The following is a 12,508-nucleotide window of genomic DNA, read 5'->3' on the forward strand; positions in this document are numbered from 1 at the left end:
AAGTTTTTCCAATCAACTTAACCAATGCCAACAGTGTACACCAAAATACCATAAAAACAATAATTTGGTGAACATTTAACACAATGATACTTTTAATGCGAAATTGTAATTTATTTGCAATAACAATGAAAAAACTTAAATTAGATCACGTTTTTATTTGAAAGTTTTGCAAGTATTTACTAATAAATTTAAAAACTTTTAAACTGTTACGGTGTCACCTATTTACAATGTAAATAAGAATAAATACGGAACGATTATAAATATGTAAAATTTTACGGTCTTTGTCATTTCAACCTGTCAATAATATATACAAATTATTAGTCACCTTTATATTGCTCAATAAACAATCGATAATAACCAAAAAATAAAATATACGTTAATAATGCCGACATAAAAGGATAAAGGGAGGGTACGACACACTCTAAACACCTTAAACAATTTTAATGTGAAAGAAAAAATACAATATAAATAATAATTTTTTAAAATATAGCCTTGATCATGTTTCCTATACCGTTGAAATACACCAAAGGAAACATGATCATGAGAGACGTGTAAATTTGGACAGGATGAAAAAGAAGATCAATATTCGGATCAATGATCAAGATAAATATAACTCTGGAAGCATGCAATCCCTTGTATAGATTACATCTATTGTTATTTGAACTGACACCTTAAACGATAATATCCCTATAATAAAAATAAAAATTATCGCTATCCGCTTGATCATGCTTCGTAAAATGAGCTATCTCTCTGAAAATGGAACATTGAAAGAAAAAATAAGCATCAGAAATACGAATACTTGATCATCGTTCCCTATATTTTTAACCCCAAATATAAAAGACAACATCAAGGCTTGTGGATAAGTTGTCAATTAATGATGATCATCGTTTCAAAATGAATATGATCATGCTTCGATAATTTTATGATCATTCTTCTGCTTGAAATTGATCATGCTTTCATTATAACAATGATCATCGTTCAGATTACATCTTGATCATGCTTTCAAGCGTTAAAAAAAAATAGCTTTTATTATCATTACCTTGGAAGGAGATTTATGTTCAGATCAATAGATCATATAACCATTTAAGATCATATAAACAAAAAGATCAGTTATTTAAAGAAAAGCATTTTTTCCTTTCTTTTTTGATCTTTTTTATTTATTCTCTTGGAACGATGCTAATTTTACAGCCAATGATAAATGGAATCGCTATGCCTAGCCCTGAAAAGATCTTAATAAAATTACCGAGAGACCACAAAGGTGGCCACTTATTTTTGATTTCAGAGCATACGATCGACTGGATCGAGCAGTATCAACATTTTAAAGGCGTAACCAAAAGCATTATTGAATTATTAAACTTAATTTCGCTTAGAGGTCTTTCAAGTAAAGATGGATTAGTCTCAACCACTGAACTTATTGAATCAACTGATGGACAACTCACCAGAGCAGCAATTCAGCAAAGGTTACGAGCAGCCGTTTCTATTGGTCTATTTAGCCAAGTTCCAGTTAGATTTGAAGAAGGTCTAGCCGGTAAAACCATGCTTCATTCCTTCGTAAATCCGAATCAATTAATTTCAATTTTAGGGGCAACAAGCCTAAAAACTGACACTACTCGGCAAAATGAAAAACAAAAACGTTCAAAAGCATTAGCTCAAACACAAGTAAATCGTCAACTTTTGAATGAGCACGGATTATACACACCACCAGCTATGCGCGATGAAGCGGATCAATTTATAGTATCTCCAACCAATTGGGCGGGGATTATTGACCAAGCTTTAGCACCACCAAGAACGAGAAAAAACTACCAAAAATCAATGGTTTCTATTTCAGGTACTCGTGCGATTATTGAAACGCGATCATCAAAAAATATCATGACAGTCGATGATCTCATGACTCTATTTGCTCTGTTTACGTTAACCGTTCAATATCATGAACATCATCAAGATGACTATCATATGAACGCAAAGCAGATGCCAAATAAGACCCCATTATATATAACGGACATCTTATCTTTACGGGGAAAGAAAGACAGCGGACCGGCTCGCGACTCTATTCGAGATAGTATTGATCGTATTGAGTTTACTGACTTTCAATTACATGAACTAACGGGAAGATGGTTAAGCGAAAATATGCCTGAAGGGTTTAAAAGTGATCGCTTTCGATTTATTGCTAGAACGATCACTGCGTCAGATGAAGCACCAACAGAAAGCTCAACAGGCGAAATTCGAATTAAACCTAATTTGTATATTTTGGTTTGGGAGCCATCATTTTTTGAAGAATTATTAACGAAAGATTACTTTTTCTTATTCCCACCTGAAATATTGAAACAGCATACTTTAGTATTTCAGCTATACACCTTCTTCAGAAGCCGCCTAGTACGCCGTTTAACTGAATCTATGTTACTTAGTGAGATTAATCAAAAACTTGCTCGTAATATTGAATGGCGTCGTTTTTCAATGGATCTTATTCGTGAATTAAGAAAGCTGTCTGAAGGTAAAACGACAGAAGATCTTTTTGTCGTTAATTTATGGGGCTATCATTTGACAATCACGACCTTGATGGATAAAGGGAAAGTTCAAGATTATCAAATTGATATTCGTTGTGATGCGGAAGAAGTATTACGTTTTTCTCGTGCTCGTACTACTAATGCAGGTAAGCGGAATATGGCTCCTACATTACCAAACCCGCTACGTCATGAATTGGTTTCAAAGCAGAAATTGCAAGAGTTATCTGAAATCATTGATGGAGAATTTGAACCGATTCAACGCAAAGATCCTTCACCAAGAGGGCGCTTAGGCCGTCGTGTAAAACAGAAGAAGCACTTAGTTGAAATAAATGCTGATGAAATTACTATAACCTTATCCAAATATACGTCACCAGAAGCGCTAGAACGCAGTATTACGGCTTTATCAGCAATGACTGGTCATCCCTTTGCTTCTATTCAGGAAGAGTGTAATGAGCTTGTTAGTAAGCTAGATTGGCTGCGAGTAGGTGAGCAGGTAGTCCCATATCAAACGTTAAGTAAAACCATTGAATTATTTAATCAAGAGACGAAAGCTAAGCACCTTTCAATAGAAAAGTTAATTGGTGGGTTAGCGGTGCGCCGGAAGGTCTGTAAACAAGTTTTTGAAGGACATATTGATGAAATGGTCATACGTGCATTAGATGAAATGGCTAATACCGCTTAATCATATTCGATATCTTTTTTATTTCGATAATATTATACGGCTTATATGGCCGTATTTTTTATGTTTAAAAATAAGCGTTTGATGTGTTATTAAGAAAGCATGATCAAGGATCTCTTGATCATGCTTTCGTTACCTTGATCATCGTTCCGACTCTTTTCTTTGATCATGTTGGTGCATATTAATCTCGCCTAATTGACTCATAAAAGCGACGTGTAATTCGATTACCTGATCACTTGCTTCTACACAATCTGGCTGTGATTGGCAGCATTCCAGCATTAAAACAGTTAATTGATCCAATTTATGGGCCCCCCAGTAACGTAATTCTAAGGATGAGTGTGGATTGGCTGTCATCGATTGAATTCGACCGTAGGCTAATTCTATATATTGATAGGCGAGTTTCTCGTGTGAAAGCTCTTGGAAATATTGGAATATTTTCATACAGCCATCTAACCATATCTCAATGGCTTTTAACTGAACATGAGAGTGGTGTGGTTGCCAGAGCATATCAGGTGGAGAGTGGATTAATGAAACGAGATCTGAAATCGAAGACTTATGCTCTCGTTGATACCATTTTTGCATGTGTTCTAACCAAGTTATGAGTTCCATAGTATGCCTCGTGCGCTTGATTGTTTTTATTATTGTAGTGGATTATTGAATTATCGGTTTGAAAGTATCAATTTTGTCTATCAAATCGAGCTAAATTTAAGCGGTTGTTATAGTGAAAGAAATTTTCATCAAGTTTGAGCTTGCCAGTAAAAAAAATTTACCTAAAATGCGCGCATCTGCTATCTATATAGTTAGGAGTGTTGAACTTAATGCTCTGTGAAGCGTTATTAAGTATTGACTTGTGGGTGATGAAGTTTTTGAACTACACCCAGTTGCTAAGAAACAATAAGCCGTAAATGAATGCGATGAAGGCCATGTTTCTGAACTCTGAGTTTGGTCACACTCTGTGTTTTATTTACTTAACAAAGCGGCATTATATTGCTTAATATCCACTTTGTTTCTACATGGTTTTCTGGAGGTAATTATGTCGATTAATTCAATTGATCACGATGACATGACTGAAATTGCAACAACTTGGGATGCCAAAGATGAGTCCAATGTAAAAGTCACTTCAAAACAAGTGAAGAATGCAGAAGCTCGACGTCGAATTGAAATGTTAAAAGAGATCCGTGAAAGCGGTTTGACATTAGAAGAAGCAAGAGAATTAGGTTTACTTCACTAAAAAAGAATTATTGCGCTCGGTTTTCTCTTTGCCTTTCATGGTAATTTTAGATCGTAAGCAAATAGCAGGGTGACTGATAATTCAGTACACCCTGTTTTTTTACTTAGATTTTCTATAATTTATCTTTAAATAATCTCAACGGCGTTATCCTGATAGAAAGGTTATAGCCTAATAAAGAGAAGCAACTGCGCCATTAAATGCAATTTACAGTGTAAACTTTTCAATATTTTTTATTATTTGTAACCTGCTATGGTATATTTCGAGGTCTTAAGACTCTTGAATAAAGGGCAATAGAATGACCATCAATTTATCTTTGCTGCCTTCAGCTGAGAAAAATAAAATCGAATTAGATAAACAAGCTTCTTATGCTGTGTGGCAATTGAAGCAAGCGAAAGCTGGGCCTGATTTGTTGATCAGTGAAGCGGAAAAAATTCGGAATCCGGATGAGCGGGCTTTTTTTGAACAAGCCATCCAAAAATACAAACGGATAATGGGTGTAGCATAAACGGCTAACCATCATCTGAGATCATAAGAGACAGATCAATTACGCAAGCTCTTATGATGAACATAATGCGTTAAATAGAATCAGAGAGAACCCCATGGGAAGAAGTTTTGAAGTGCGCAAAGCCTCAATGGCGAAGACTGCAGGCGCAAAAATTAAAGTTTATTCAAAATACGGTAAAGAAATTTACGTTGCGGCGAAAAATGGTGGTTCAGACCCAGATATGAACCTTTCGCTTAAGCATCTTATTACCAAAGCGAAAAGAGATAATGTCCCCGCTCATGTTATCGAAAAAGCATTGGATAAAGCGAATGGCGGTGGTGGTGAGGATTTCCAACCCGCTCGTTATGAAGGTTTTGCACCTGGTGGCGCGAGCGTTATTGTTGATTGCTTAACCGATAACGGCAACCGTACGTTTCAAGACGTTCGCCAGTGCTTTGTAAAAACAGGTGCTAAAATAGGTAGTCCTGGTACGGTTGCACATATGTTCGATCATCAAGCCGTTTTTCAATTTAAAGGTGAAGATGAAGAAGCGGTATTAGAAGTTTTAATGATGAAAGATGTCGATGTGACGGATATTGAACTTGAAGATGGTGTGATCACGGTTTTTGCACCACATACTGAATTTTTTAAAGTGAAAACAGCATTAAGTGAAGAATACCCAGATCTCGTGGTTGATGTAGAAGAGATTACTTTTGTCCCTCAAAACCATACACCTGTAACGGGTGAAGATGTGGCTAAATTCCAGAAATTTTTGGACATGTTAGATGATTGTGATGATGTTCAACAGGTTTACCACAATGCGGAATTAGAAGAAGAATAACCAGAAAGGGCTTAATAGCTTGAATGGTTAGATTAATGACCAAACACCGAGCCCTACCGCTCGGTGTTTTTGTTTCTATCATTGATTGACTTTAGATTGATATAAAAAGGAGATGTCGGTATGAAAGTGAGTTTTATTGGTTTAGGTGTTATGGGATTTCCAATGGCAGGCCATTTAACCCAATACGGTTTTGATGTCACGGTCTTTAACCGTACATATGCTAAAGCGCAAGAATGGGTAACTCAATATAAAGGTAAGGTGGAGAGTAGCGTTGAAGCGTGTGTGAAAGACGCTGATGTCGTTGTATTGTGTGTAGGTAATGATGACGATGTTCGCAGCATGACGACCAGTGACGTAGGGGCTCTACGTTTTATGAAACCAGGATCTGTTTTAGTGGATCACACCACCACTTCAGCATCTTTATCGGAAGAATTATCACTCGCGGCTCAGCAGGTTCAAGTTGAGTTTATGGATGCACCTGTTTCCGGTGGGCAAAGTGGGGCAGAAAATGGTGTGTTGACCATCATGTGTGGTGGCGCACAATCTCTATTTGATAAACTCCAACCAGTTTTTAATGCTTATGGTAAATCATCGGTATTAATGGGAGGCGTCGGGCAGGGGCAGAGGGCTAAAATGGTGAATCAGATATGCATCGCAGGGGCATTACGTGGTTTATCAGAAGGTTTATTGTTAGCTCAACAATCTGGACTTGATATTGAAAATTTAGTCAATTGCTTAAAAAATGGCGCCGCGGGATCGTGGCAGATGGAAAACCGTGCCGTGACGATGTCTGAGGGGAAATATGATTTTGGCTTTGCGATTGATTGGATGATTAAAGATTTAGGTTTTTGTTTAGATGAAGCCAGTAAGCATGGATTAAACTTAGCTCATACCAAACAAACTTATGATGATTATGTTTCTCTTGCAGAGTCAGGGGATAACCGCATGGACACTTCCGTGTTGCACAAAGCGGTTCAGAAAATATCGAAGCAATAAAAACTATAACGTGTTTGTAAACCACTTAAAAAAGCGAATCATCTGGTTCGATTTTTATCATCAATTGAGGATGGTGATTCGCTTTTCAAATCATTTACCACAAAAAAGAGGTTATTGAATTGACGATAAGTTCCATTGAATACTCTGAACTTTGACCAGTCACTTACTTTGTGAATTTTTGACTTTGATAGCCTAAAATAACCGTTTGATTTGAAGTGAGTATGATAATTTATCTTTAACAATAAACTCATATAACGTCTTTATCATTGTCATTGTATGTTCTTTGGTTAAGTAAAGGAGAATTAATATGAAAGCTCAAGGCCTACTAAATAGTTTACTCGCCGCTGGTCAACAAATGGCTCAGAAAGGTGGAAGCTTGGCACAAAGCTCATTAAATGTTCCTGATGATAGTAATGAGCGAAAAGCCATGCTCGGTGGTATGGGAAAAGGGGCGGTAGCCGCTGGAGCTGTCGCTTTGTTACTTGGGACAAAAAAGGGCCGTAAACTTGGGGGGAGTGCGCTGAAAATAGGTTCGGTTGCTGCTCTAGGAGGTTTGGCTTTTAAAGCCTACCAAAATTGGCAGCAACAAAATCAAAGCGCAGTTGCCCCGTCACAAACGCCATCGTTAGAAGAGATCAATGATGACTTGGATGAGAGAAGCAAAAAGTTGCTGCAGGCTGTGATTGCTGCGGCGAAAGCGGATGGTCATATTGATGAAAAAGAGCAAGCCACAATCGACTCTTTTATTGATAATTTAGGCGAATCGAGAGAGTTGAGTGATTTTATACAAAGAGAGTTGAAGAAACCCCTCGATCCGGCAGAGATAGCTCAAAATACCCATGCTCCAGGATTAGCCGCTGAAGTCTATTTAATGAGTAAAATTATTGTAGCGGAAGAAAACTTTATGGAAAAAGCGTACTTAACAGAACTTGCCAATAAACTTAACCTGGAAGCTGGGTTAATTGCTGAATTGGATGAGCAAGTGAAAACGCAGGATAATGGTTGAGTTGTTTTAATAAAGGATAGACCGCCATAAAATGGTGATACTATTGATATCCATGATTTTAAAAGCGAATCGTCTGGTTCGCTTTTCTACTTAAAGAAGGTTCCGCAAGGTGTTCCATCAGGAGCTATTTTCAGTTTTTGATTAGGGCAGTGCTGATAAAAATAAGCGGCTTCTGCTTGGGTGTTCATTTCATTACAAGTTTGTCGACGATCGCAATGAAAGCCTTCCTGGATGGATGATTGAGGAGACGATGTTGAGCTGCTCATATCAAAGAATGCTGCAATTCTCTGTTTTTGATTTTTTGTTGATTGTGGCGGCTCTTGGTAAAAAAATTGCCATAGAGCCAGGATAAGTAAAAAAATAAAGGCGATTTTTTTCATGGTGCCATTAACCGATAAATGTTGGCTATTTAATGAGCACACCATGAATGAAGAGAAGGGGATCTCCAAGCATCAAGTTGATAGCGGTGATTGTTTTGCGAGGAATTTCTCTTTTTGACCTTATCCTCACATTGCAGTGCAAATATTAAGGCTAAGATCAAAGACGAATCAAACGGCTAAGCGGTTTGAATAGTAAGATTATTGAGCCATTTTTTCTTTAAGTAACGAGTAAAACATAAAGATAGCTTAACAATTTCTTCTGAAATCATAAGTAGATATACCCAAGCAAAACTTAGCTCTGCTACAAAAGCTCCGTAAGCGGTTAAAGGAATACCCACCATCCACATTGCGATGAAATCCATACGTAAACAAAAATGGTTTTCACCACCAGCGCGTAGAATACCATTGATGATCAACATATTTAGCATACGAATAATGATAGCAAAACTCATGACAGTAAAAGCAGGGTCGGCAATACCATTAAAGTTTGGGCTGTCTAAGTCAAGAAACGCGATGACGTTATCGCGTTGTAGTAACATAATGCCACAGGCTACGATACCCATCGCTATGATCGATTTTATAAAAAACTGAGACATGGCTTGAGCTTGTAAGTATTCATCGCGCCCGAGTGATTGTCCGAGTATGACGGAGCATGCTACCGAAATCCCCATAAAAATGGCGTAGCATAACCCTTCAAAAGGCCCAATCATGCTATAAACAGCGAGCTCGGTGGTGCCCATATGTCCGTAGATCGTTTGGTAAGTTAGTGTCCCGAATGCCCATAACACAGCATTCGCCGCATTTGGAATGGCGAGTCGTTTATAGGATTGCCATAAACGAGGGTTATTGATTTGATATCCGCTGATAATAAGCCAATTTTTTTGATATTTTAAGGTACCGTAAATTAAGCCCACTTGTATGGCTCGTGAGATGGTAGTAGAAAGCGCGGCTCCTGCTACTCCCATCGCCGGCACACCAAACCCTCCGTGAATTAACCAAAAGTTGAGGCCAATATTGATGGCGATAGTGATAGCGGCCAATATTAATGGCAAAACCGCATTACCACTGGAACGTAAACTCGCTTCTGCTGTAATCACCCAATGAGTCAGCATTAATAACGGTAGGCTATACAATAAGTAGTCTGCGCCTTGTTGGATCACAAGGACATCATCGGTTTGAATGCGCATGATCTGCGATCCAAATCCCACCATTAATAGCGTGACAGGGATCATGATCAATGACCCAAATTTTAAGGACATCATACTGACCGTTTTGGCGGTAGCTTTATCGTCTCGCCCCCAATATTGGGAAACTAAAGTACCGGTTGCGGTTGCCAATGCGGCCATGATCATGATCGCAACAAAATGCCAACGTGAGGCTATTCCCACTGCGGCAGTTGCCGTTTGGCCAAAATCACTCACCATTAATACATCGGCCAAGGCTAGAATTGCGACGAGTGCACTTTGTAGAGCGACCGGAAAAGCCAATTTTATCACTCTTGAAAACAACCGAGGCGGTAAGTGTGATATGGGTGGATTGGTTTGAGTACAAGAGTGTGGTTGAATGGACATAGGGCGATCCTCACGGTAAGTCGCAAATATAAAAGAGCTTTGGGTTAATCAACATGTTTGAAATCACGAAAAACCTGTGTGAATCCGTCATTGAACAAGAGTTGCTCAATCGTCATTGGCAAGATGAAGTGTATTTAGCCGAGGCTTGTAAAGAGCGTTTTATCGTGTCTTCCGAGATCCCTGAGTTGATAATGGAAGAAATCTCGATGGCTGGCCTAGGGGAGTTTTCTCAGGGTTATTCTGTAGAACGACGTGAACCTGAGATACACACTATTTTATTTACGCTTGAAGGTGGTGGATGCTTAACCACTCGCCATGGAATACAACAGATACAATCGAACACCGTCACCGTATTGCCTCAGGGGATGCCATTTCGATTTGAATTGGGCGAGCAGCCATATTGGAAGATGGCTTGGATTTTATTGCCACCGGTTTCTAAATGGCGACAAATTGAAGGCAGCCTACAGCGTGTAGAGCAGACACATTTATGCGAATCGGTATGGTCGTTATTAAACTTAACACATCAAGAAATACAGGGGAGGACGACATTTAGACAATTGCTTTTAAGCGAATTAACCCGTGTGATGCTTGGCTCGACCGATGTGCATCCGTCCAATGCTTCGATGCGCGTGCACAGTGTGTTTAACCAAGTAGAAGCGCAACTGCACTTGCCGTGGACGGTTAAAGAAATCGCCAAACGTAGTTTTTTGAGTGAAGAGCAATTAAATAGAATTTCAAAGCAACTGTATGATCAAAGTCCAAGTCAGCGTTTGATCCGGTTAAGAATGGAAAAAGCTTTGGATCTGCTTCACCATCGAGATTGGAGTATTACCATGATCGCTCATCGTTTGGGTTATCCTGATCCTTATAATTTCACGCATCGTTTTCGGAAAAGGTATGGCATGTCGCCAAGAGACTACCGTAAAAATAAACTATGAGTATGTGTAGAGAGTCGTGCTATTTACTTCATCTAGCTACACCAGCGAAGCAACACCAACGAAGCAATATTTTCTCTTTACCAATGAAAATACTTGTCACTAAGATTTAACTATCCTCAAGTGTGTCATATACGGTGTTTGTCAAACTAGTTGTCGCGATCACTACGTTATGCACTCTCAGCCTTGACACTATTTTGTTCAGGGTTTAAGTACACTTCTTTTGGTAAATCCCAATTACGGATATTACCGCTCCAGCGCTCAGGGTGAGCATCTTTAGCACCTTGATAAACTTCTTTTCTATTAGCCAATATGTCACCCGCTAATCCTGAATGCCTTTGATGTGGGCTGACGTATTTGATGCCACTATGTTTGTGGTTAAAATTATACCAGTGGCTAAATTTCAACACCCAACTACGCGCCTCATCAATTGTTGAAAACCCTTTATACGGATAGTCAGGGCGATATTTACACGTTTTAAATATCGACTCAGCATAAGCATTATCATTGCTCACCCTAGGACGATTAAAAGACGACACGACACCTAAACTATAAAGTGTTTCAAGCATTGATGAGCCTTTCATTGGGCTTCCATTATCCGAATGCAGTACCAGAGGATTATCTTTAACTCCTTCTTTTAAATGAGCTTTCTTAATTAATATTGATGCATTTTCTGCTGATTCGTCATCATGAATTTCCCATCCAACAATCTTTCGACTAAATATATCGAGTATCAAATATAAATAAAAATGCAGCCCTTTAGCGGGGCCTGGTAACCAAGTAATATCCCAACACCACACTTGGTTTGGCCCTGTAGCACAGTGTGTCGTCGGTACTTTTCTCTCTTTTATCTGACTACGTCCGCGAGCGTTTTGCTGTTTTTCTTCATGAAGAACACGATAATATGTTGATTCAGAAGCAAGATAAATACCCTCATCTGCTAATGTAGGGACGATTTGGCTTGGTGGTAAGCTCTTAAAATCATCGCTATTAACGATGGCTAATATGTTATCTCTCTCTGCTTTTGATAGCTTATTTTTTGGCTCAGGGCGCTGAGATATTGGTCTACCATCTGTTTTTATGTTCCCGTCAACAGTCCAACGTTGATACGTCCGGACACTGATCCCAAGTTCACGGCAAGCTTTAAACTTTGGCGCACCAGAACTCACAGCTTCATTAACTAGTTTAACTGCTTGAATGCGAGCTGAGTCGAGGATCATTCGTCCTCGGCTTCCCCCCAGATCGCATTTGCTTTTTTTCTTAACACCAATAGTGCTGCGGTTTCAGCGAGTGCCTTATCTTTTCGACGTAGCTCCTTTTCTAATTGATTGATCTGTTTTTTATCTTTCTTTGTTTCGGTGGAGAAGGCTTTTTCTTGCTCTTTAACGTTAGCGTTTGCATCTATACACGCATTTCGCCAAGCCGATACTTGTTCCACATAAAGACCTTTGCCTCGACAATATTCCGCTAACTCAGCTTGATTTAAAGAGGCTGTTTCCAACACGACTGAGAATTTATTTGCTGATGACCACTGCTCAGCATTCTTTCCATCACCTGGCACTAAATGCCCCTTATCAATTGCTTGTTTTCGCCAATTATACAAGGTTGATTCACCAATCCCCATCTCGATTGATAATTGGGCTATTGCTATATTATTTGGAGGCATCATCTTCTGAAGAGCCGACTCTTTGCTTTGCGCTGAATAATGTTTCATTGTTACTCCACGCCCTCTGTTTAATGGTTGAATATTAAGCGCGACAACTAGTCTGACAGAGAGGGTATATGGACCCACCCAGTTTGCAAGTGATTTTGAGCAGTTAATAAAATAGTCATTGCCTTCATATATTCGGCTTATTTATTGGGCATTAATCCCATAGCCTG

General features: G+C 38.8%; 11 protein-coding genes. 7 read left to right on the forward strand and 4 right to left on the reverse strand.

Going from position 1 to position 12,508, the window contains the following annotated elements; translation table 11 throughout:
• Positions 1 to 1,209 precede the first annotated feature (1,209 nt).
• Positions 1,210 to 3,186, forward strand: coding sequence for a replication initiator protein RctB domain-containing protein (locus VCASEI_RS12890; RefSeq protein WP_086960004.1), 1,977 nt, complete (start codon positions 1,210 to 1,212; stop codon positions 3,184 to 3,186).
• 138 nt (positions 3,187 to 3,324) lie between these two features.
• On the opposite strand, the gene VCASEI_RS12895 is transcribed toward VCASEI_RS12890, so the two are convergent.
• A complete protein-coding gene (locus VCASEI_RS12895; protein ID WP_086960003.1) occupies positions 3,325 to 3,792 on the reverse strand; it encodes a hypothetical protein in 468 nt (155 codons plus the stop codon).
• A 424-nt stretch (positions 3,793 to 4,216) separates the two neighbouring features.
• Between VCASEI_RS12895 and VCASEI_RS12900 the strand changes: the two genes are divergently transcribed.
• The 5 genes from VCASEI_RS12900 (at position 4,217) to VCASEI_RS12920 (ending at position 7,741) form a co-directional block, all read left to right on the forward strand.
• The gene (locus VCASEI_RS12900; RefSeq protein WP_086960002.1) at positions 4,217 to 4,414 is read left to right on the forward strand and encodes a PA3496 family putative envelope integrity protein; all 198 of its coding nucleotides are present in this window, start codon (positions 4,217 to 4,219) and stop codon (positions 4,412 to 4,414) included.
• A gap of 295 nt (positions 4,415 to 4,709) precedes the next feature.
• Complete coding sequence (locus VCASEI_RS12905; RefSeq protein WP_086960001.1) at positions 4,710 to 4,919, forward strand: DUF3283 family protein; 210 nt, start codon at positions 4,710 to 4,712, stop codon at positions 4,917 to 4,919.
• Positions 4,920 to 5,013: 94 nt separating this feature from the next.
• Positions 5,014 to 5,739, forward strand: coding sequence for a YebC/PmpR family DNA-binding transcriptional regulator (locus VCASEI_RS12910; protein ID WP_086960000.1), 726 nt, complete (start codon positions 5,014 to 5,016; stop codon positions 5,737 to 5,739).
• 120 nt (positions 5,740 to 5,859) lie between these two features.
• Entirely contained in the window at positions 5,860 to 6,735 is an 876-nt protein-coding gene (locus VCASEI_RS12915) for an NAD(P)-dependent oxidoreductase (RefSeq protein WP_089110653.1), read from the forward strand.
• A gap of 307 nt (positions 6,736 to 7,042) precedes the next feature.
• Positions 7,043 to 7,741, forward strand: coding sequence for a tellurite resistance TerB family protein (locus VCASEI_RS12920; RefSeq protein WP_086959998.1), 699 nt, complete (start codon positions 7,043 to 7,045; stop codon positions 7,739 to 7,741).
• A gap of 86 nt (positions 7,742 to 7,827) precedes the next feature.
• Here VCASEI_RS12920 and VCASEI_RS12925 read toward each other — a convergent pair whose 3' ends face one another.
• Both VCASEI_RS12925 and VCASEI_RS12930 read right to left on the reverse strand, forming a co-directional pair.
• Entirely contained in the window at positions 7,828 to 8,121 is a 294-nt protein-coding gene (locus VCASEI_RS12925; RefSeq protein WP_162621068.1) for a hypothetical protein, read from the reverse strand.
• A gap of 176 nt (positions 8,122 to 8,297) precedes the next feature.
• The gene (locus tag VCASEI_RS12930) at positions 8,298 to 9,692 is read right to left on the reverse strand and encodes an MATE family efflux transporter (RefSeq protein ID WP_089110655.1); all 1,395 of its coding nucleotides are present in this window, start codon (positions 9,690 to 9,692) and stop codon (positions 8,298 to 8,300) included.
• Between the two features lie 53 nt (positions 9,693 to 9,745).
• Between VCASEI_RS12930 and VCASEI_RS12935 the strand changes: the two genes are divergently transcribed.
• The gene (locus tag VCASEI_RS12935; RefSeq protein ID WP_086959995.1) at positions 9,746 to 10,630 is read left to right on the forward strand and encodes a helix-turn-helix transcriptional regulator; all 885 of its coding nucleotides are present in this window, start codon (positions 9,746 to 9,748) and stop codon (positions 10,628 to 10,630) included.
• Between the two features lie 167 nt (positions 10,631 to 10,797).
• Here the strand turns inward: VCASEI_RS12935 and VCASEI_RS12940 are convergent.
• Positions 10,798 to 12,341 (reverse strand): IS3 family transposase gene (locus VCASEI_RS12940; protein ID WP_110957763.1). Its coding sequence is split into 2 segments (ribosomal slippage): positions 10,798 to 11,876 and positions 11,876 to 12,341, totalling 1,545 coding nucleotides; the frame shifts between segments, so codons are not numbered across the junction.
• Between the last annotated feature and the right edge of the window lie 167 nt (positions 12,342 to 12,508).

This window comes from Vibrio casei (assembly GCF_002218025.2).
In the GTDB taxonomy this organism is placed as follows: Bacteria; Pseudomonadota; Gammaproteobacteria; order Enterobacterales; family Vibrionaceae; genus Vibrio; species Vibrio casei.